21 protein-coding genes are annotated in these 21,013 nt (G+C 60.2%); 6 read left to right on the top strand and 15 right to left on the bottom strand.

From position 1 onward, the window contains the following. Positions 1–62 precede the first annotated feature (62 nt). Complete coding sequence (locus HL45_RS07420) at positions 63–2,219, top strand: CDC48 family AAA ATPase (RefSeq protein ID WP_049971946.1); 2,157 nt, start codon at positions 63–65, stop codon at positions 2,217–2,219. Positions 2,220–2,229: 10 nt separating this feature from the next. Here HL45_RS07420 and HL45_RS07415 read toward each other — a convergent pair whose 3' ends face one another. Beyond that, positions 2,230–3,717: an HTTM domain-containing protein gene (locus HL45_RS07415; RefSeq protein ID WP_084156824.1), complete on the bottom strand. Its 1,488-nt coding sequence runs from the start codon at positions 3,715–3,717 to the stop codon at positions 2,230–2,232. A 74-nt stretch (positions 3,718–3,791) separates the two neighbouring features. Next, entirely contained in the window at positions 3,792–4,820 is a 1,029-nt protein-coding gene (locus HL45_RS07410; RefSeq protein WP_049970488.1) for a hypothetical protein, read from the bottom strand. Positions 4,821–4,928: 108 nt separating this feature from the next. On the opposite strand from HL45_RS07410, the gene HL45_RS07405 reads away from it, so the two are divergent. Continuing rightward, complete coding sequence (locus tag HL45_RS07405) at positions 4,929–5,165, top strand: Lrp/AsnC family transcriptional regulator (protein WP_049970487.1); 237 nt, start codon at positions 4,929–4,931, stop codon at positions 5,163–5,165. Here HL45_RS07405 and HL45_RS07400 read toward each other — a convergent pair whose 3' ends face one another. The 6 genes from HL45_RS07400 to HL45_RS07375 form a co-directional block, all read right to left on the bottom strand. Next, on the bottom strand, positions 5,166–5,807 hold the full coding sequence (locus tag HL45_RS07400; protein WP_049970486.1) for a pyroglutamyl-peptidase I family protein: 642 nt from the start codon (positions 5,805–5,807) through the stop codon (positions 5,166–5,168). A 57-nt stretch (positions 5,808–5,864) separates the two neighbouring features. Continuing rightward, the gene (locus HL45_RS07395; protein WP_049970485.1) at positions 5,865–8,702 is read right to left on the bottom strand and encodes a DEAD/DEAH box helicase; all 2,838 of its coding nucleotides are present in this window, start codon (positions 8,700–8,702) and stop codon (positions 5,865–5,867) included. A gap of 373 nt (positions 8,703–9,075) precedes the next feature. Beyond that, positions 9,076–9,810, bottom strand: a complete 735-nt coding sequence (locus HL45_RS07390; RefSeq protein WP_049970484.1) for a metallophosphoesterase — start codon at positions 9,808–9,810, stop codon at positions 9,076–9,078. After that, a complete protein-coding gene (locus HL45_RS07385; protein WP_049970483.1) occupies positions 9,810–11,630 on the bottom strand; it encodes a hypothetical protein in 1,821 nt (606 codons plus the stop codon). The genes HL45_RS07390 and HL45_RS07385 overlap by 1 nt, the downstream gene beginning before the upstream one ends. After that, the gene (locus tag HL45_RS07380) at positions 11,627–12,898 is read right to left on the bottom strand and encodes a Single-stranded DNA binding protein (RefSeq protein ID WP_049970482.1); all 1,272 of its coding nucleotides are present in this window, start codon (positions 12,896–12,898) and stop codon (positions 11,627–11,629) included. Before HL45_RS07380 ends, HL45_RS07385 begins: the two co-directional genes overlap by 4 nt. Before the next feature lie 24 nt (positions 12,899–12,922). Further along, the gene (locus HL45_RS07375; protein WP_049970481.1) at positions 12,923–14,311 is read right to left on the bottom strand and encodes an arylsulfotransferase family protein; all 1,389 of its coding nucleotides are present in this window, start codon (positions 14,309–14,311) and stop codon (positions 12,923–12,925) included. 82 nt (positions 14,312–14,393) lie between these two features. On the opposite strand from HL45_RS07375, the gene HL45_RS07370 reads away from it, so the two are divergent. Further along, positions 14,394–15,041: a 2,5-diamino-6-(ribosylamino)-4(3H)-pyrimidinone 5'-phosphate reductase gene (locus HL45_RS07370; RefSeq protein ID WP_049970480.1), complete on the top strand. Its 648-nt coding sequence runs from the start codon at positions 14,394–14,396 to the stop codon at positions 15,039–15,041. Positions 15,042–15,321: 280 nt separating this feature from the next. Here the strand turns inward: HL45_RS07370 and asd are convergent, their stop codons facing one another. The 6 genes from asd to HL45_RS07345 all read right to left on the bottom strand — a co-directional run bounded on the left by asd (position 15,322) and on the right by HL45_RS07345 (position 19,296). Beyond that, a complete protein-coding gene (asd, locus tag HL45_RS07365) occupies positions 15,322–16,356 on the bottom strand; it encodes an aspartate-semialdehyde dehydrogenase (protein WP_049970479.1) in 1,035 nt (344 codons plus the stop codon). A 67-nt stretch (positions 16,357–16,423) separates the two neighbouring features. After that, a complete protein-coding gene (locus HL45_RS07360) occupies positions 16,424–16,600 on the bottom strand; it encodes a 30S ribosomal protein S17e (protein ID WP_049970478.1) in 177 nt (58 codons plus the stop codon). A gap of 83 nt (positions 16,601–16,683) precedes the next feature. Continuing rightward, on the bottom strand, positions 16,684–16,962 hold the full coding sequence (locus HL45_RS07355) for an acylphosphatase (RefSeq protein WP_049971944.1): 279 nt from the start codon (positions 16,960–16,962) through the stop codon (positions 16,684–16,686). Positions 16,963–17,026: 64 nt separating this feature from the next. Next, a complete protein-coding gene (locus HL45_RS20780; protein WP_158413675.1) occupies positions 17,027–17,200 on the bottom strand; it encodes a hypothetical protein in 174 nt (57 codons plus the stop codon). 104 nt (positions 17,201–17,304) lie between these two features. After that, complete coding sequence (locus tag HL45_RS07350; RefSeq protein WP_049970477.1) at positions 17,305–18,186, bottom strand: DNA-3-methyladenine glycosylase family protein; 882 nt, start codon at positions 18,184–18,186, stop codon at positions 17,305–17,307. A gap of 75 nt (positions 18,187–18,261) precedes the next feature. Beyond that, positions 18,262–19,296 carry a dipeptidase gene (locus HL45_RS07345; protein ID WP_049971943.1) on the bottom strand — a complete coding sequence of 345 codons (1,035 nt, stop codon included), beginning with the start codon at positions 19,294–19,296 and terminating at the stop codon, positions 18,262–18,264. Between the two features lie 105 nt (positions 19,297–19,401). Here HL45_RS07345 and HL45_RS07340 point away from each other — a divergent pair, with 105 nt between their 5' ends. After that, entirely contained in the window at positions 19,402–19,854 is a 453-nt protein-coding gene (locus tag HL45_RS07340) for a DUF555 domain-containing protein (protein WP_049970476.1), read from the top strand. A 227-nt stretch (positions 19,855–20,081) separates the two neighbouring features. Then, on the top strand, positions 20,082–20,291 hold the full coding sequence (locus HL45_RS07335) for a ribbon-helix-helix domain-containing protein (RefSeq protein WP_049970475.1): 210 nt from the start codon (positions 20,082–20,084) through the stop codon (positions 20,289–20,291). A gap of 1 nt (position 20,292) precedes the next feature. Here HL45_RS07335 and HL45_RS07330 read toward each other — a convergent pair whose 3' ends face one another. Further along, a complete protein-coding gene (locus tag HL45_RS07330; RefSeq protein ID WP_049970474.1) occupies positions 20,293–20,703 on the bottom strand; it encodes a hypothetical protein in 411 nt (136 codons plus the stop codon). 172 nt (positions 20,704–20,875) lie between these two features. Between HL45_RS07330 and HL45_RS21790 the strand changes: the two genes are divergently transcribed. Further along, entirely contained in the window at positions 20,876–21,010 is a 135-nt protein-coding gene (locus tag HL45_RS21790; protein WP_267879587.1) for a DUF7503 family protein, read from the top strand. Positions 21,011–21,013: the final 3 nt, after the last annotated feature.

Raw genomic sequence — 21,013 nt, 5'->3', positions numbered from 1 at the left:
ACCATCGGACAAATGCGTTTCTGCGGGAAACCCTGAAGATGGTCGGGCGACGAGTAAGCGATATGACTGAAAAACCGACGGTTTCTCTCACCGTCAGGGGCGCGGAAAAGCGAGACGGCGGGCGGGGTATCGCCCGAATTACGGATGGCGCACGAAAACAACTCGGCGTCCTGAGCGGCGACACTATCGCCCTCGAAGGCGGTCAAACGACAGTTGTCAAGGTGTGGCCCGCCGCGAGTACGGTTCCCAAAAACACGGTGCAGATCGACGCCGAAACCCGCGCCAATGCGGGCGTCAAAATTGGCGACAAGGTATCAGTTCGGCCCATCACCATCTCCGACGCCGAGTCGATAACCGTCGTTCCGAAGGCGAACTTCTCGCTCGACGACGTGGACACCTTAGAATCCGCGACGAAACGCGAACTACTGGATAGACCGGTCAGCGCCGGGGAACGCGCACGAATCGAACGATTGGGCGATGCGGGCCTGTTCGTCGTCTCGAAAACCGACCCCGGCGGAACCGTCCGCGTGACGACCGACACCGAGGTAAACGTCTCCCTGTCGAAACTCGCGGACTCCGTGATTCCGACCACCTCCGACGAATCGAGCGAAGTGACTGACACGACGGAGGTCACAGGGGCGACCTACGAGGACATCGGCGGCATGGACGAGGAACTCCGCCGCGTTCGGGAGATGGTCGAGCTGCCGCTGTCGAACCCAGCGCTGTTCCGCCGACTGGGTATCGACCCGCCGAAAGGCGTCCTGCTCTACGGCCCGCCCGGAACCGGGAAAACCCTCATTGCAAAGGCGGTGGCGAACGAGGTCAACGCGCATTTCGTCTCCGTCTCCGGCCCGGAAGTGATGAGCAAGTACAAGGGCGAGAGCGAAGAACGCCTCCGCGAAATCTTCAACGAGGCGAGCGAAAACGCCCCAGCCATCATCTTCTTCGACGAAGTGGACAGCCTCGGCGGGAAGCGCGACGACGAAAGCGACATGGAGAATCGGTTGGTCGCACAGATGCTCTCGCTGATGGACGGCCTCGAATCGCGCGGCGAAATCGTCGTCATCGGCGCGACGAACCGCGTTGACGCAATCGACCCCGCGCTCCGTCGCGGTGGTCGATTCGACCGCGAAATCGAAATCGGTGCCCCGGACGAAGCGGGCCGCCGCGAAATCCTCGAAGTCCACACTCGCGGCATGCCGCTCACGGGCGACGTATCCGTCGAACGACTCGCGGCCACTACTCACGGTTTCGTCGGGGCCGACCTCCACGCGCTCGTCACGGAGGCGGCGATGGCCGCGCTCCGCCGAGCGAGAGACGAGGGTTCGGACGACGAAGAACTTCTTTCGGTCGAAGTCACCCGCGAGGATTTCAACACCGCGATGGCCAGCGTCGAACCGTCCGCCATGCGGGAGTTCGTCGCGGAAGCCCCGGAAATCTCGTTCGAGGACGTTGGCGGCCTTGACGAAGCAAAGCAGACGCTCATCGAAGCGGTGGAGTGGCCGCTCTCGTACGCCAATCTGTTCGAAGCGACAAAGACGGAACCACCGAGTGGCGTTCTCCTCTACGGCCCGCCCGGAACCGGGAAAACGCTCCTCGCGCGAGCTTTGGCGGGCGAAAGCGACGTGAACTTCGTGCAGGTTGCCGGGCCGGAACTCCTCGACAGGTACGTCGGCGAGAGTGAGAAATCCGTCCGGGAGGTGTTCGACAGAGCTAGACAGGCCTCCCCGGCAATCGTGTTCTTCGACGAAATCGACGCGCTCGCAAGCCAACGCGGCGAATCACACGAAGTCACGGAGCGCGTCGTCTCCCAACTGCTGACCGAAATCGACGGTCTGACCGAAAACCCGAATCTCGTCGTCCTCGCGGCGACCAACCGCCGGGACGCCATCGACCCGGCCCTGCTGCGTCCCGGTCGAATCGAATCCCACATCGAGGTACCAGCGCCGGACGAGAAAGGACGGCGCAAGATTCTCTCGGTTCACGCTGGCGACAAACCGCTTTCCGACGACGTGGATTTGGATGCCCTTGCGGAAGAACTGCAGGGCTACACGGGTGCGGATTTGGAGGCTCTCGTCAGAAACGCTTCAATGCGGGCGATTCGGGAGGCCGCCGACGAGTGGAGTCCGGAAGAAGCGAACGAGCGCGCGGACGAAATCGTCATCGAAGCACGTCACTTCGACGTGGCACGTGAGTTCGTGCAACCGACGATGACGTAAGTCGTGAGAATTACGGACACGGCCCGGTCGTCAGTTTTACTCGCTCCGTCGGTTCCGGCCCATCGAGGGTCGTCGGTTGGCGCACGTAGTAGACGGAGACGTTGGTGAGATCGTCCTCGTGGTTGCTGTTCCAGCGGTTACAGACGTAGTCGGTAAAGTGCGGTCGAAGCCGTTCGTTCTGTGGGCTTTGAACGTCGAGGAGATATTTGTACCATCGGTGGGTCGGATAGCCCAAACTCGCATCCGTGGGCCGACTCCAGCGAACGTCGGAGTCGTGAAACGCATCGACCTGTCGCCCCGATTCGAGCGTCCCGGGGACGACGTACCAGCTATCGACGCCCCACGGTTCGGGAGCGAACATGCTCCATCGGTGTTCCGCCGGGTCGGCAACGTCGTTCACCTGCTCCGGCGTTTGGACGTAGCCGAGCGTCGCGGCGTTCCAGACGAGAACAGTCACGAGGAGACACGCCGCAACGAGCGTGGCGATTCGCCTCGCCCCTCGGGAAACGGTTGCTGGAATCGTCGGCGAAATTCGAGCGGGCGACACTGCCCGCTCGAATTTCGCTCGCCAGCGATTGCCGTCGAGCGCTTCCGCGAACGGGTCGGTTACCCGCTCCGCGGCGTCCCAGACGACGCTCGGGAAGAACGGAATCAGGGCGACGATGGAAACCAACGGGAAGATGCTGAGGTGGAGGGTCAGCAACATCCCGAAATGCATCGCCACGAACAGTGATACGAACGCGGCCCGCGCCCACCCGGTCAGGAGGAGCAACAGCACCGACGAGATGATCAGTGCGAGCCAAAGCGCATCGAATAGCCGGAGGAGGGCAGGGAACTGAGCGAGGAAATCCCCGAACGAAGTGGTGTAACTGTGAAGGCTCAACACGTACTGCACCGCGACGCCATCCGTCCACATGTCGCCGCGGAGTTTGAACAGGGCGTTTGCAGTGTAGACGATCACCACTTGCACCAGCAACCCGGCGGACGCGAAGCTCACGACGCGCCGCTCGTGCCCGTCGTCGTGGCGGGAATCGAGCGACCAGCGTTCGCCCAGCGGTAAGAAGATACTCCACAAGAGCAGTCGCCAAAGGAGAGAGTCGCCCGAGTTCAGGAGGGTCGGATTTCGGAACTGGAGCGACACGAGAAGGACGAACGAAACGACCGTCGAAAGCCGCGTCCAGTAGCCGAAGAGCAGTGACACCGCGAACATGCCAGCAGCGACGAACAGGAGAACCTGAAACCACGTTGCTCCCGAGAAAGTGTGAATCGAAAGCTGTGACATACTGGGGTACTGCACTCCGAGAACCGACCGAGGATACACCCCGGCGTTGGTGTAGAACGCGACGAGATTACGCGACCGGAGCAGCAAGTCGATGAGTAAGAGGAGCCCGAGACTGATTCGAAAGGCGGCGAGCGCCCGCGCGTCGATTCCGATTCGACGCGCGAGCGCGGTGCGACCCCGAGCGCGGAGGCTCGCCACGGTCGCAGCTGTGTCCATGGACGCGAATTTGTTCCGGCTAATATAAGTCTTCTATTTTAGTATTATTTCGGGCCGAAACGCCGGTACAACGGTTAAGGTTGCCAGTAGATGTCGGTCGCGCGATGCCGTTTGTCGTATCCTTCCATTCCTTCGCCGAGCAACCATCTGAGTCGTAAATCGTCGTACAGCGTGCTGTGCGTGTAGTCCACGAACGTCATCGGGATGACCAACTCTCCAGCCTCTTCGAATGCACTGGCGACGCCCGTGTAGACGTGTTTGTGGCGTTCGTCGAACACTTTCGTGCCCGCAATTGGAACGTCCTGTTGGTGTGCGGGAACCGAGTGGAGTGCTTCGACTGACCGCCACGTAAATTCGTAGCAGAACATCCCTGCGGTTTCTCCGGCCTTCATCGCGTCGTACTCCGTCGGGGTTCGGAAATGTTTCCGCAGGTCAACCGACCCGAAGAGGATGTTATCTTCGACTGACCCCGCGAGATAGCGCGGAATGTCGTAGTACGTCTCGTCTCGGAATCCGTCGACGAGTCCCTCCAAGACCGCTTTTGGCTGTTCCGGCGACGCCCCGGAGAACGATACGATTACCGACGGCTCGACGTGCTGGTATCGGTCGCCACGGAGTGCTTCGACGGTGAACGGTCGAGTCTCCGTACCGCGAACTCGTCGGAAGAAATCCTCGTAACCGAGAAATTCGAACCGATACTCGTCGGCTTCGATTGCCGAGAGGTCGCTGACCAACTGCCGGAGTGGTTGCCCGGCGAGTTCAAATTCGATGTCCAACTGGTCGGCATCCGCCGCGGCGGATGCCGACAGCGGAATTTCCTGCCAACTATCTCCGTCTTGTACCCTGATTTTATTCTCTTTGAGCTGAATTTCGTGACCTGATACGGTCGTTTCGAATGGAGACGGTTCGAGTCGCTCGCCTGCAACCGCAGAAAGGTCTTGGTCGTGCAGATTCGTGCCGACGAGAACGCCGTAGCCAATCAACACGTTGTCCGCCGCTTTCGCCCCGCCGAGTACGACGCCACCCCCACCGAACGCGGAAAGTACCTGTCGTCGGGACAGGTCTTTCTCGGAAATTGCAGAGAGCGTACTCGCCCAGTCCATACCCCTGCGTCGGGACGAACCGGAATAAGTCTTCTATCTCTGATTAACTGCGGAGAAACATTCTGCCGCAAAAACTACCACTCTCGCCATTGTATGTCGCATGTTAGCATGACTGATGCATTCGTTCACATCAGCGCCGAATCGACATCCGTCCTGCACGCCGCGCGCGAAGTCGCCGAAATCGAGGAGGTGACCTCGGCGCACGTCGTCACGGGCGAATACGACGTTATCGCGCAAATCGAACTCAACGACCTTGACGACCTACCCCACGTCGTCGCCGAGAAGATTCAGAACGCACCGCCAGTCGAAGGAACGGTGACGAGCGTGGCCTACGAAGCAGAGTAGTCAGCCATTCACAGTTACTTTGAACGTCCGTCGAATCGCCTCGGCTTGCATCGAAAGCGACAAACTCGGTTGTACGGAAGCACCACTGGTTCCGTTCCCGTCGTGGACTTGCTGTGCGGCCATGCCGGGCGTGCAGGGGAGGTGGACGAATCCCATCGGAATATTCAATTTTTTGGCTTCCAGATACGCCCGCGTCGAGTAGAGAATATTGTTGCAGAGGTGGGTTCCGGCGGTGTTCGAGACGTGTGCTGGAATCCCGCGCTCGAGCAATTCCTCGACAACCGAAACGATGGGAAGCGTGGCGAAGTAGCCCGCCTGATTGTCCGGTCGAATGCGTTCATTTCGCGGTTCCGCGTCGGCGTTGTCGGGCGTGCTTCCGCAGTCGTTGACGTTGATACCGATGCGTTCGACGCTGATTCCCGCACGTCCTGCCGCGAGGCCGGTTGCGACGATTGCAGTCGGGTCGTGAGTTTTGATGAGGCTCTGCATCTCGCCTGCGGTTCTGTCGAACTCGACGGGGAGGACGTGACTCGAAATTTCGTGCCCCGCAACTTGCTCGCCGTCGAGTTCTCGGGCGACCATCGCGCTCGGGTTTTCGTCGTGGTCGCCGAACGGTTCGTAGCCGGTTAGGAGGTGTGTCATGGAAGAGATTTTTCGGGAAGTGGGCTTAGTTGGTTGGCTTCCGGCGAATCGGGAAAATCAGTCCCAAAACGCCTGCGTCCGGGCGTACTGGCGCTCCTTCGAGAGAATATCTCGATAGAAGTCGTCCTCGTTTTCGCGCAGTTTGGCGATGATTCGCGCGGCGTTCTGCGGGCCGACGCCGCGGGCCGCGAGCGCGATAATCGCCTGCTTTCCGTGGCTCTGGACGAGGTTGGCGGATTTGTAGGCACGTTTGGTCATCTTCTCCTGTTCGTCGTCTTTCTCCTCGGCCCGAACCGCTTTGAGCACCTCGTCGGCCCACGGATTGAGCGCGGCGATTCGCGTCGAACCGCAGTGGATGCATTTAGGTTGGTCGTCGATTTTCTTCACCGTCGTCTTCCGCCGCCAGTCCTGACAGTGCAAGCAAAAGAGGAGCATCTCGTCGTTGCGGATTCGCTCCCGAACGGTTTCGATGACGCTGGCGTCGGCGTTTTCCGGTGCGAGGAGTTCCCGCCCGGAGGAGCGTCCGCCGCTTCCGACAGGGGTTCTGCCGCCGACGGTGACGACTTCGATGTCGCCCGACCGAATCCGCTCCAGAATCTCCTCTGCTTTCCCGACTTCGAGGTCGTCGTGGAACACCTCTCTCACTGCTTCGTCGTACATGGGGGTAGCTTCCAGCGCGCCGAGCAGACGACCCATCGAGAACTGTCCCTGTCCCTCCCAGCGATTCAGGGAGCCGAATTTCGCGGCGACCTGCGCAAGGGTGAATTTGAGGGTGTCCGACCGCTTGAGCGAAAGTTCGATGAGCGGGCCGACGTGTTCCGGGTCTGTTTCTTCGAACACCGAAATAACCTCTCGACCGTCCACGTTCGCCGGAACGTCTAACTCGATTCGGTAGGGGTCAATTTCCATCCCGACCGACGACCCGGTTCGCTGGCCGACGAGGGACGAGAGGACGCGCCCGAGCGTTTCGTTCACTTTGTGGCCGAAGCAGGCATTGACGACGATTTTTCCGGCGGCGTACTCCACGACGAGTCGGTCGCCCGTCGGAATCGGTGTCTCGGCTTCTGCCTGTCGGTCGATTCCGTCCAGTGCGGATTCCGCAGTGTGTTGGTCGGTCGGATAGCGGTTCGTGAACTCCGCCGCTACCCCTTCTCGGGGCGCTCCGCGCTCGAACTGTGGCCCCGCCACCGCTCGCATTTCGCCAACTTCTTGGGCTACGTCGAAGGGAACCGGAATTTCCTCGCCGACCCACGACGGCACTTCCCCGCCGGGGTCTTCGATTGGCGAGACGTTGACGCGACTCTCTTCCTCGTCGATTTCCGCGATGCGCCACATCTCGCCGCGCTGGATGAACACCTCCCCCGGTTCCGCGAAGTTGAGGACGAATCGCTCGTCCAAAGTGCCGACCTGCGACCCGCTGGCCATGTCGTACACTTCGAAGGTTTCCTCGTCGGGAATCATCGAGAGGTTGGCGTAGAAGTACTGCCACGTTTTGCCGGACTTCTCGATTTGGTCTTTCTCTTCGTCCAGCCACACCAACCGATTCCCCTTCAGTTCCCGAACCACGTCCTTGAACTCGTTTTCAGACAGATTGCGGAACGGATACGCCCGGGTGACGATTTCGTAGGCTCGGCGGGCGTCGATTTCGCCGAAGTCCATCACCAATCCGACGATTTGGTTCGCAACCGTGTCGAGACTCGCATGATGGATGTGCGCCGGTTCCACATCGCCTTCGATTGCTCGCCGAGCGATTGCCATCGACTCCAGCGCGTCGTCGGGGTGTGACGTGATGATGGTTCCTTCCGACACCTCGTCCATTCGGTGTCCTGCCCGTCCGACGCGCTGAAGCAGGCGGGCGACCTCCCGCGGACTCTGGTACTGCACGACGTGGTCGATTCGCCCTACGTCGATGCCGAGTTCCATCGAGGACGTACAGAGCAATGCATCAATCTCGCCCGCTTTGAAACGGTCTTCCACGTCGATTCTGGCTTCCTTCGAAAGACTTCCGTGGTGGACTTCGATGTTCGCGCCGAGTTCCTTGAACCGCGACCCCAACGCTTCTGCCGTCTGGCGCGTGTTGACGAACACCAGCGTCGAATCGTGGTTTTCCACGATGTTCCGAATCGCCCGGACGTGGCTGGCGATGTCCGGGTTGGTCATCAACTCGCCAGCCAACTCTTCGTCCGCCTCCCGAATTTCGGGTTCGTGAACCCGAAATTCGACTTTGCTCCCAACGTCCACTTCGATTATCTCACACCCTCGATTTCCGGTGAGGAATTTGCCTACTTCCGCCGGGTCGCCGACTGTCGCAGAGAGGCCGATTCGCTGGAAATCCCCCGCCAGTTCGTGCAGGCGCTCCAACCCGGTGGTCAACTGCGCCCCCCGTTTCGCGCTGGCGAGTTCGTGAACCTCGTCCACGACGACGTGGTGAACGTCTTCGAGCGCGACTCGCAGTTTCGACCCGGTCAACATCGCCTGTAGGGTTTCCGGCGTCGTCACCAGCACGTCCGGCGGGTTGTTTGCCTGTTTCTGACGTTGATAATCCGTGGTGTCGCCGTGGCGCACGTCGATGTCGATGTCGAGCGTCTGGCCCCACCATTCCAGTCGCTCGCGCATGTCGCGGTTCAGCGCCCGAAGCGGCGTGATGTAGAGCGCCGAGATGCCGAATCGGGGCTTCGCCTGTGCGATGGAATCCAGCACGGGCAACATCGCCGTCTCGGTCTTCCCAGTCCCGGTGGGTGCGATAACCAATCCGTGATTTCCATCGGCGAGGGGCGGAATCGCGCGTTTTTGTGGTTCGGTCGGCGTCGAAAAACCGCGTTCCGAGAGCGCCGACCGAACCTCGTCCCCGAGTCGCGCGAAGGCCGCAGAACCCACGGCCTGCTGGTCGCTCATTCGTGATTACGGGGTAGGGACTCAGACGAATTAAGCACGTTGCCCGTTTCGTGTGGTTGCGAGTTTTTGTGAGTTGGCTGGTAGAAGATGGGATTTGGAGGATGCATATGACATGATTTCGTGACTATGTTGCTAGCTACTTCTGACTCCAATGAAATCGCAACCGCCCACAACCTCCCCACCCGACTCCCTCACTCGCTATCGCTCCCTCAGTCGTCCACCGTCAGAGCAAGCTCTGACGAGCCGTTCGCTCGCTCCTTCGTCGCTCACGAAGACCTCGCACGGGCGAACCTCCGGTGGAGGTTCGCCTTCGCGCGTCACAGCATCATGGGGCTTTCCGAGGTGCAGATTTCAACCGACTATCTCTGTCTCCTCAAATCGTGTCGTACCGCCCTAATCGCGCGCCATCCAGCAGATAGGCCTCACCATTTGCCAACCCCTCCGGAAGAAACGGCGCGAGAAATCCCTGTCCCTCGATGTTCACCCACGTTCCGCCGGTCAGGTCGTTGAACGCAGGGAAGACGATTAGCTCGCCATCGAACTCCCCACCGACTTTCTCTTCGAACGCTTCCGAATCTAATCCCCCTCGCAACCAAATGCGCTCTACTCGACTTCCTCCCACCGAATCCTCTAATCGAACGCAGGGATGTTCGTGCCCCACGCAAACCACATCCGCCGAAAGCACGTCCCGCGATGGCCACGTGTGCCCATGGGCGAATCCGACGTTCCCCAACCGCACACCATCGCCCGGCGTCACCTCACAATCTATCCACGATTCGATATCTCCGTCGTGGTTGCCCTTCACGAGCGTCACCGGCACGTCGATGGATTCGAGCAGAACCTCTATTTCGCCGCGTTCGGCACCCCCCGGCCCGGCAATGGACTGCATCAAATCGCCGAGAAAGACGACTCTATCTGGGTCGGTGCGGTCGATGAGGGCATACATCTGCTCGCGTCGCTTTCCCGCCCGACTGTCGAGGTTGATACCCTGCTCGTGCCGCAGATGGTCTTCGATTCCGGCGTGGAAGTCCGCCACGACGAGCGCCGTCTCGTCGCCGAGGTCGGCAATCGCGGCGGGGTCGTCCGGAATCGGTTCGACCAGCGCCATCAGATTGGCTTCAGGGTGTCGTCGCCGGATTCGTAACATCGCCCGGCCATCAGCGCGTCCTTCAGCGCATCTTCGACTTCTGCGGGCGTTACGTCGTAGGCGTTTACGACCGCGGCGAGCAGGTGTTCGCGTTCGACGCCGTCACCTTCGTTTAACTCCTTCATCTGCTCCATGACTGTGTTTTCGAGATTTCCGGGCACTTCCTTGCTGGAATCAGTCTCTCCCGCCGAATCCGACGCGTCGGATTCGGCCTCCGAGTCTGCCTCGGACGCACCCTCGGGTTCGGATTCTTCGATTTCGTCCGGCCCTGCTTCGGGTTCCGTCGCTTCGGTCTGTGCCGGTTGCCCTGCGCCAGCGTCCGGCCCGGTTGCCTCCGCGGGTTCGGCGGCGGTGTCGATTTCGGTGTCCGATTCGGACTCCGATTCAGCGTCCGGCGTTGGCGTCTCGATGTCCGCCTCTCCCGGCGAATCGATTTCTGACCCAGTAGAGAAGTCGGTACCGAACTCTTCCTCGATTCGTTCGCGTTCGCCCTCCTCGAACTCGTACATCTCGCCGCTCACGTCCTCACCCATGGGTTGCTCGTCGAAATCGTCGAGTTCGTCGGAGTCACTCGATTCGTCGGGGCTGTCCGAACTGTCTGCCGATTCGGACGCGCCCGAATCGAAATCCCCGAGTCCGTCATCCGATTCGGATTCCGACTCGTCCGTATCGATTTCGCCGTCCGTATCGAACGATTCGGGTTCCGGTTCGCTTTCGAGCGCATCCGGTTCCGGTTCTGGTTCTGATTCCGCCGTCTCGGAACTGGACGGTTCGAAACTGGTCGGCTCGGAATCGGTCGGTTCGCCACCCAGTTCCGGTTCGCGGGCCTCCGCCGGGGGCGTGGTCGTTTCCGGGCCGGAGTCCGGCCCTGCTTCTGTTTCTGAGTCGGCTGTCGAAGCATCCTGCGTCTCGGAGTCGCTGACGGTTCCCGAGTCGGACGTGACCGTAACGCTCGGTTCGGTGTCCGTTGATTTCGTTCCGGAGTCAATCTCTGAGTCCGACTCCGAATCCGAAACGGGCGCTTCTGCGCTCGTTTCGGGTTCCAATCCAGATACGTCGAGCGATGCGCCGAGGTCGATGACGGCCTCGCCCGGTTCGTCCGGTTCCGCGTCGAGCGCGCGCACCTCGTCTTTCTCGTCCGCGACGACTCTAGCCGCGTCGAGCGCCACGTCCTGCAATCCCGCGAGGTACGGCGTCGTCGTGTGGTAGTGGTCGAGCGCCAGCGGAACACCTGTTGCGAGTCCGTCATCCACGCCGTTCGCTTCGAGTGCCTGCTGGAGGGCATCTCCTCGCTCGCCCGAGTCCAACGCTTGCGCGAAGGTTCGAACACGAGCGAGGGTCTGCTCCGCGGTCTGTACCGACCAGCGGTCGCGGGTTTCCGCGTCAACCGTGTTGATGCTCTCCGGTCGGATGGAGGTGTACACCAAATCGGAGTCGTCCGGTTGGAACGTCCGCGCCTTGCCCGTCACGGCGACGAACATGGGCGGGGACGCGCGTTCGAGGAACGCCAGCGCGTCCGGTTGGTACTGTCCGGCGTAGACGACGAATCCGCCGGTCGGGTCAACGATTCGGGCGCGAAGGACTTCGTCGCCGACTTGCTCGATTTCGGTCAGCACGCCGACGACGAACAGTCGGTTGATTCGCGCGCCGGTCGGCGTGACGACGTAGTTCGGCGCGCGCTCTTCGTCGCTGTCGGAGTGTTCGAGCGACGAATCGTTGTACTCCGCCGCGAAAACGCGCCACGCGACTTCCCGTCGGCCCGCACCGCCTTGGGAACTCATGCGTCCACCTCCGAGAGGAGGGTTTTTGCACGGACTGCCGGGTCGTCGTCGGTTTCGGCGAACTCGCTGGCTTCGAGGTTCGCACCGTAATCGTCTACCGAGAGGTTGCCCCGAACGCGGTACTCGTGGCCGACGATTTTCTCGCGGATGGTGTCCGCGACGACCTCTTGGTCCATCGCGTCACGGGCCTGTTCGCGGGCCTGTTCGAGGCCGCCGCCGTACACCTCGGCGGTGAGTTCGTCATCCAAAATCGCGGTGACGGTTCCGGTTCCGTCGTCCACGATTGCTTTCACGCGCAGGTCGTCCTCGCCATCAACTTGGCCGTGGCTTCGGCATTGGCCCTTCTGCACGACGCGGCCGCATTCCGGACAGCGTTGGATGAGTCCCGACCCGTCACGAACCGCCACGATGTTGCCGATGACTTCCACGTCGAACGCGCCGCCGGTTTCGACCGCCTCGCGGACGGGCAGTTTCGTCGCGGAGTCGTTTACGTCCACGTCGCGGGCGAGCGGTTCGACCGTCGTGAACTCCGAGAAGTTGATGGACGGAACGCCCCGGAACTCGCGGACGTAGATGTTGTCGGCGCGAACCGTTGCACCCTCCGTGAGTTCCGCGCGCGCCTCCCAGTCGGTGAAGGGGAGGCGGGCCGTCTCGTCCGCCACGACGCCACTTTTGATTTCGGTTTCGCCGTCGCGTCCGTCGATGACTTTGTCCTCAACTTCGAGCACCGTCAGTCCGAGCGAGACGCCGCGGTCGCCGGGGCGCACGTCGGCGAGCGACGAGTCGCCGCCGACGTCGTAGGAAACGTCGATGTCTGTTTCCTCGCGCGCGACGTTCGTGCTTTCGCCAAGGTTGAGTTCGGGATTTCCTTCCCATTCGCGCACGCCAGCGTTGCCTGCGGTGATGACCTCGCCGGGCGAGAGGTCGAAATCCGTCCACGCGGTGTAGGAGATTTTCCCGCTCTCGTCGGCGAGTTCGCCCTCGAAAATGGCCTGTTCGTTGCCTTGGTACCGAATCGAGCGTTTACCGACGGTGAGCACCTTCGCGGTCACTGTAACACTGCCCATGTCGGTCGTCACCTCCGCGATGTCCGCAGAGGACGGTTCGGAACTTCCCGAACTCCCGTCGCCGTACTTCCGGCGAAGGCTCTGCTTCGCTTCGTCTACCGGCACGCTGTACTCGATGAGGTTCTGCAGGTCTGCTTTGACCTCCTCTTTATCGACGCCGAGGTCGGAGGCAAGCGCCTCGGCATGTTCGTCCACGTTCATCACCCGAAGTTCGGTCGGGATGGATTAAAAGTGTTCGTCGTCGTTCGTTTCCCGCGACACCCGAATCGGGATTTTCGTTTCGATTTTTAGGTTCAGTTGTCGGAGTTCGAAGACACCCCAGACGAGTAGTGCGAGTGCTGCAATAGCCACTGCGACCAGTTCTCCCAGTCCGGCCCACATCGGCAGGACGAACCACATGCCGCTCACGGTCTTTTTCGAGAAGAGTGTGTGGGCCAGTCGCTCGTAGATGCCGCGGTCGGAGACGGGGTCGGTTGCCGTGCGAAGTTCGGCCTGCGTCGCACTCGGCCCGCCCGCGCTCTCGTCCCCGGTTCCCAGTCGTTCAACGTCGTAGGGCGAGTAGAACGGCAGTTCCCAGATAATCTGGCCCTGCCGGTTCACTTCCACCACGCGGTTCGCGTTGGTGTCCGCGACGAGCGTGTGGCCGTTCGGCAGTCGGTCTGCGTCGCGCGTCCAGACGGTGTCCGAATCGTTCCACTCCCACGACTGTACCCATTCGCCGTCTTCGCGCTGGAACTCCACCACGCGGTCGTTCACCGAGTCGGCGACGATTACTGCCGGGCCGCCGCGCGATTCGGGGATGTAATCCGGATTGTGCTGTTCGTTGAGGATGTCGTAATTGTTCTCCTCACCGAGCGTCCACGACGCCATCAGGCCGCTCTCGTTCAGGAAGACGACTTGGTCTTGGTTCCGGAGGCTGGCCATGTAGCGCCCGTCCGGAAGTCGTTCTACGTCGTTCAGGTGCGCCCAATCGACCGGATACGGCCCGCCCTCAGTAATCGGGAAGTCGTCCTGCGCGTCCCAGCGCCACGACGTGATGTTCGTGGTCGTGTTCACGACGTACACCTGGTCTTGGTGGATATCGCCGATGAGGACGTTCTCATCGTCGATTCTATCCACGTCGTGCCAGTTTGCGCCCCTGTCCTGCGGGATGACCCGCGAGAAAACGTGCGTTCTCTCGCCCGTCGTGAGATTGACTCGTTCCACGAACGAGACGGTACATTTCGCATCGCAGGCCGTCGCCTGCGGGCCGGACAGCGGCTTTTCCGCGGTGTACTCCACGGTCATCGACTCGTTCGGAACCGGGTCAACGTCGAAGTATCCGGTGTAGCTATCGTCGTGGTACAACACGCTTCCGTTCCGCGCAAAGGCGACGAGGGCGGATTCATCGCCGTCCATGCCGTGTCCTGCGACCACAGTGATGCCCGACGTTTGCGGCGAATCCGAGGTTAGCGGTGCGACCTGTTCGCGTTGGTCTAACGGGACGTTCGATTGGTCGTGATACTCGCCGACCGAATCTCGAACCGGGGAGGTGGCGTAGGCGTAGCCCACCGTCGCCGAAGAGAGGAGAATAAGCGCGACGAAAAACGCTCGATACATTTTCGGGGAAGCCATCGTCCGATTCGTTCGGGGGGAAGCGCATAAAGTTCCTGATAGCATCGAAAGTCGTTTTCGCGCCGAACGCCAATTCGGGAGCATGCACGTGGTCGTCAACGCCGCGATGAGCGCCGACGGAAAACTCTCCTCGCGGCGACGCGAACAGGTCACAATCAGCGGCCCGGACGACTTCGACCGGATGGACGACCTGCGGGTCGAAAGCGACGCAATCGTCGTCGGCGTCGGAACCGTCCTCGCGGACGACCCATCACTTACTGCCGACGGCGGCGCGAATCCGCTCCGCGTCGTCGCGGATTCGCGCGCCCGGACGCCGACCGATGCCCGAGTGCTGGACGACCGCGCGGACACCCTCATCTTCGTTTCCGAACAGGCACCGAACGGGAAGATTCACAATCTCCGGACTGCGGGCGCAGACGTGGTCGTCGCAGGTGACGGCCGCGTTTCGCTCCCAGATGCCTTTTCGGAACTCGAAACCCGCGGAACCCAACAGGTGATGGTCGAAGGTGGTGGCGAACTTATCTTCTCCCTGTTCGCCGACGAACTGGTTGACGAACTGCGACTGTACGTCGGGTCGCTAATACTCGGCGGACGCGAGGCCCCCACGCTCGCGGATGGCGATGGATTCGCCATCCGCGAGCGATTCCCGAACCTCGAACTGCAATCCGTCGAGCGAATCGACGATGGGGTTTTGCTCCGCTACTCGGTGTCGTCGCGCGAAAAAAGGTGAAATCGCGGGAGGCGACTTCCAACCACGAATACAGAAATCCGGTATCGTGGCGGAAGTCGGTCGTTTTCGTCGTCGGTCGATGCCGAGTTGAAATACTGTTCAGTAGTCGGTATCGACCGGCGTTTTGTTGCCGCCGCGAACGCGATATGCGATTGCCAATACCGAAGCGAGGACGAGAACTGTAAGTATTCGTTTCATGGGTTTATCCGGTGAATCCCGGTACGAAACCCTATTCGCTGGTAATATATAAATCTTCTACTGTGTTGTCACTATCGCGTCTTCAGACCCATCCTTCACGTACCAGCAGTTCGCCGTTCAGGAGGCTCGCTCCGGCGGCCCCGCGAATCGTATTGTGCGCGAGGCAGTTGTACTGAAGCCCACCCGACGTTTCCTGAAGTCCGCCAACTGCGATTTGCATGCCGCCGCCGAGCGTTCGGTCGAGTCGCGGTTGCGGCCGGTCGGGGTTCTCGAACAGTTCGATGAGCGGGTCGGGCGCGCTCGGAAGGTCGAGCGTCGGTGCGTCCGCGAACGCATCGCGTGCGTCGTCCGTGTCGATGTCCTCCGCCGTTTCGGCCCAGACGTTCTCCAAGTGGCCGTCGAGCGTCGGGACACGGTTGCAAGAGGCCGAAACGTCCACGTCGTGCTGGTCGATTTCGGCACCGTCGAACGACCCGAGAAGTTTCTGCGACTCGGTTTCCATCTTCGACTCCTCGCCGCCGATGTGCGGAATGACGTTGTCGATGATTTCCATCGAGGTGACGCCGTCGTAGCCCGCGCCGGAGACGGCCTGCAAAGTCGAAACGTGAACCGTCTCCAGTCCGAATCGGTCGAGCGCCGCGAGGGTTGGCACCATCGTGATGGTCGAACAGTTCGGGTTCTTTACGAGCGCGCCGTCCCAGCCTCGCTCGTCCTGCTGGACTTCGAGGAGGTCTAAATGCTCGCCGTTGACCTCCGGAATGACGAGCGGAACGTCGTCCGCCATTCGGGAGTTAGAGGAGTTAGAGGAGATGACGTAGCCAGCCTCGGTGAACTGCGGTTCGACGACCTCCGCGACGCCCGAGGGGAGCGAGGAAAACAACAAATCCACGTCGTCCGGCACCGCTTGCGGGTCGGTTTCGCGCACTTCGATGTCGCCGACCCAGTCCGGAATCGGGGAATCGACGCGCCACTTCGCGGCCTCGCGGTAGGATTTCCCCGCGCTCTCGTCGCTCGCCGTAACCGCTACCAGTTCGAAATCGGGATGACCGTCCAAGAGTTGAATGAATCGCTGTCCGACCGCTCCGGTGCCGCCGAGGATTCCAACGTTGACACTCATTATGGAGTGGGTTACAAGAGGATTCGCAAGTAGCTTTCGACGGCGTCGGTGCTTGCCGCGGAACGGATTATTCTTTCTTTCGGGTGACGTAGCCAGCGATTCGGTTCCGGACGCCTTTCGAGTCGATGTTGGTCAGTTTTTCGACGCTGTCTTTGTTCTGGTCGAAATCCTTCGTGAATGCGGTCGGGTATCGCTCCAACAGGATGGTGCCCGTCTTCTTGACGTAGTCGGGTTTGATTGCCATGCCGAACTGTTGCCGACAGCGGGTCTTAAAAGCATTCGTTCGCGCTCGCCGAACGTGAATCTCTGCCGGGGGCGCAGTCCAGCCTATCGACGGATTCGGAAGCTGTCTTCACCCTCCGGGTCACCGTACTCGACTTCCACGTCGTCCACGTCCGCCGCAGGGCTTCCCGTATGACACCATTCAACCATCTCCTCAACCGCCGATTCCGGCCCTTCGAAGACGGCCTCGACGCGCCCGTCCGAGAGATTCTGCACCCAGCCATCGATGTCCTTTTCCTGTGCCGTGTCGCGGGTGTTCGCCCGATAGTAGACGCCCTGTACTTTGCCTGAAACGAAAACGTGTGCGCGAGTTCGGTCGGTCATGAGGATGTTTTGGGGTTCTTCCTCGCGCGACAAAAATCGGTTGGGCCGGTTTTCGGAAAATCAGTCAGTCCCCATCACTGCGTTCGTAGGTCAGATGCTTGACCGCGGTTCGAACCTCGTTTTTCGACAGGTCGAGCTCTCGGTAGACGAAGGTTCGAAGCGCCAAGGTCGTGCCAATACTGGATCCGAGGATGAGGACGAGGAATCCCAAACCAAGCGCGAAAAATCCCATTGCCATACGCTTCATCCAAACATCAGTGAGAAGTACATTTCGATGGGAACATGACTCGCAGGAGGAGGTAGTTTTGGGGGAAGTATAAATTAGATCCTCATACGCTGAACTTAGTTTCGCAGATAGTGAAACACGTAGGTCTGTGCATACCCCGCGTACTCGCCGCCGAACTGCTCCCGAATCGCCCGCGAGGTTTTCGCGTAGGTGCCTCGCTCGCAGTGGGGATACTGCTCTTCGATGGCGCGCTGAATCCACGTATCGAGCGGAACCGCCTCCAAATAGTCCAGCGAAAAGAGCAAGACGCAATCCGCTACCTTGTCGCCGACGCCGACGAACACCTGTACTGCATCGCGGGCGTCCTCGTACTCCTTGCCCCGAACGTCGTCAGCAGAAGCCTCTCCGGATGCGACGAGTTCCGCGGTTTTTCGGACGTAGGGTGCGCGATAGCCGAGATTCAACTCTCGCAGATCGTCCTCCGTCGCCCTCGCCAACTGTTCCGGCGTCGGGAACTGATGATAGGTTTTCCCGTCGAATCGGATTTCGTCACCGAAATCGCGGGCGAGCGCGGTCTGCATCCCGTAAATTCGACTGACCCGCATCTGCGCCGAGCAGATAAACGAGATGAGACAGGGGAAAAATGGGTCGCGGACGATTCGCATTCCGCGATACTTCTCGTACGCCGATTCGAGAAGCGAGTCGTCCGGGGTCGCATCCACGATGGCGTCCAAATCGTCGTTGAGTCGGAGCAGGTCGAACAGCAGTGGTTCGGCGTCGGTCGTCGCCTCCCACTCGATTGTCCCGTCCTGCTGGCGGGCACGGACGACTTCACCCCCGACGACGGTGTAGTACCACGCAGACCCGCCGTAGGCGTGCGTCGTCTCGTACATGTTCCCGTCTTCGCGCCGCCAGAGGTAGCTCTGGCCGCTTTCGACGGTCGATTGCAGGTCGAACCCACCCGGCAGGTCTGCGACGGGTATCGAACCGGTTTCCATTGGCGGGAGATTGGAGCGAGAAGGAGCAAGTCTTTCGATTCGCGGCGGTCGGTTTCGGGGTTCGATTCTGTCGCCTCACCACGTTTCGGCGAGGACGCGCCGCCAGTTCTCGCGCGCCACGTTTTCGACCTCCTCGTCGCTGAAGCCACGTTCCCGAAGTCGGGCCAAAATCTTTGGAAGACCGGTTACGTCGCCCACTTCGTCCGGAATCCGCGCACCGTCGAAATCCGACCCAAAGACGACGTGTTCTGCGCCGATGAACTCCGCGACGTATTCGATGTGATCGATGACGGTTTCCAACGGAATTTCGGCGTCCGGGTCGGGACTGTCCGCCAAACCGGGTTCGTGAAGCGAGATTCCGACGACGCCGCCGGAGTCGGCGATTGCTGTGAGTTGCTCGTCGGTGAGGTTGCGCGAGTGCGAACTGAGTTCGTGAACGCCCGAGTGGGAAACGACCAGCGGCGCGTCGGTTAGTTCCGCAACGTCCCAGAATCCCTGTTCAGTCATGTGCGCGCAATCGACTGCGATTCCGCGGTCTTCGCAGGCGCGGACGAGGTCGCGCCCCGCGTCCGTGAGTCCGGAACCGGTGTCCGGACTGCCGGGATAGCGAGACTGAACGCCTTCGCCGAACGCGTTCGGACGACTCCACACCGGGCCGATTGAGCGAACGCCCGCTTCGTAGAGAAAGTCCAGATTGGCGAGGTCGCGCGCGACTCCCGCAGCTCCTTCGAGGTGCGGAATCGCGCCGAGGGTTCCCGATTCGAGACAGGTTTCGAGGTCGGAGAGCGTGCGAACCAGGCGAAAATCGTCCACGTCGTGGGCGAGTCGTGAGAGCAGTTCGAGGGTTCGGTACGTGACTCCTCGTGCATCGTCGTGGGAAACGGCGTCCGGAAGGGGATGTTCGTAGCCCTCTTCCGTGGAAATCGAATCGTGTTCTTCGTTGCTCAGGACGAAGACGGCGAAAAATCCCGCGCCGAGTCCCGCTTCGATGGCGGACGGCAGGTCGATGTGCGTGTCCTCGATTCCGCTCTCGAACGTCGATATGGGGGTATCAGTTTCGAGCAGTCGGAGAAGCGTGTCGTTGTGGCCGTCGATAATCGGCACGGTCATTGCCGAAACTGTGTCCGAACGCGACATAAGTGGTAGTGTGTTATATCAATCTTTCTCAATAGGGCGAAAATTCATACTACTGGCTGTGTAACTGTCTTTGGGATCATGAATTGCAGAGTTGTCGTCGAAGCCGCGATCCCGGTGTACGACGTTTCGACGCCGGACGAGGCGGTGCGAATCGCCATCTCGAAAACTGGCGAGCTGTTGAATCCGGATTTGAACTACGTCGAAATAAACATGGGTGAGCGAACCTCGCCATCCGGGGAGGAACTCCCACCAGCCTTCATCGCCGCGGACGAGGCGCTCGTCGCGTTGGAACTCGAGATGACGGTCTTCAACGTCGAACGCGAAGAACACGCCTCGCGCATCGCGCGCAAGGAGATCGGTCAACGACTGGAGAACATTCCGCTGACCGTCCTCGACGTCAAAGTTCTGGAAGACGAAGACGACGAGGACGAAGCGGAGGCCGAAACCACCGATTCGGACGAGGAGGGCAAAAGCGACGACGAGACCGATGAGGACGATGTCCTGCCGGAGTTCGAAGACCTCATCGAATAGTCGCGTTGGTTCGCACAGATACACCGGGTTGAAGTCGGATTCAGGATGCCCGCGTTCCCCGAGAGATTTGTAGGTCGTTATTTTGTTCGCAGACGTGCTCGTTTCCGATCTGTACACAATAACAAGTCAAAAAACTGTTACAAAAGATCGGGACATTCCCCACATCTCTCATGTCCTCTGTTGCAGGGGTCACAAATGATAACCCGGCGGACGACAAACTACCGGGTATGACGGATTACACGACGGTTTCCATTCCGAAAGACCTCGCCGACCGAATCGAGGTGACCATCGAAGGAACGAGTTTTTCCAGCACGAGCGATCTCGTTCGATTCCTCTTGCGTAGCATCGTCATTCAGCACCAACAACAGGGGAAGCTAACGGAGTCGGAGTTTACGGAAATCACCGACCAACTGCGCGAATTGGGCTACTTAGAATAAATTACAGCAGTTCTGCGGGTGGTTCGGCATCGACGACGACTAACTCCTGTTTTCGACCGGCCCTGTCGAACGCGGCTATCGTGTCAGTCGTCCACGGCGGCACCGCGACCAGCATGATTTCGTGTAAGTCGTCCGTCCGAGCAACTTCGAGGCGACCCTGTGGGTGTGAAGTAAACCGGCCTTGTGTCTGTCTGGCGGGAATAGAGAGGTTCATTCCGAAGACGGCCGTCACCGACCCGCCCGTGTCGGGAGGATAAAAATGCGTAAAAACGGGTGTCTTCGGCCGAAGGTCGTCTCCACCGAGCAGTTCGTTCGCGGACGTTACCGATAACGGGACTGTTACCGTCTCCGGTTCGGCCTTCGCTGCCAGTTCGAGGAGTGCGTCTCTCAATCCGCGGGTAACGAACACCACGTTCGCCTTTTGTGTCGGGATGAAATAACGCCATCGCTAGATACTATCTCACAAATGAACTATATGTCATGATTTCTAAAAAAGAGATAATAAAACAATACCAACAAATGCGACATATATTTCTCAATTTGAAATAGAAAATTTAATATATTTGCAGATGAAATGGTTTTGTATGGCAGAACACGACATCACCTCGTACCTCGAAGAGAATCCCCAAATGATTGGCGTGCTGTTCACCATCATGGTCTTGCTCTCGCAGGCCGGAAGCGTGGCGGGCGCTTACGCAGTCGGAACCAGCGGCCCGTAAATT

It is taken from the genome of Haladaptatus cibarius D43, from assembly GCF_000710615.1.
Taxonomy (GTDB): Archaea; Halobacteriota; Halobacteria; order Halobacteriales; family Haladaptataceae; genus Haladaptatus; species Haladaptatus cibarius.
The sequence above is the reverse complement of the archived record's forward strand: the minus strand, read 5'-3'. Positions and strand labels throughout refer to the sequence as shown.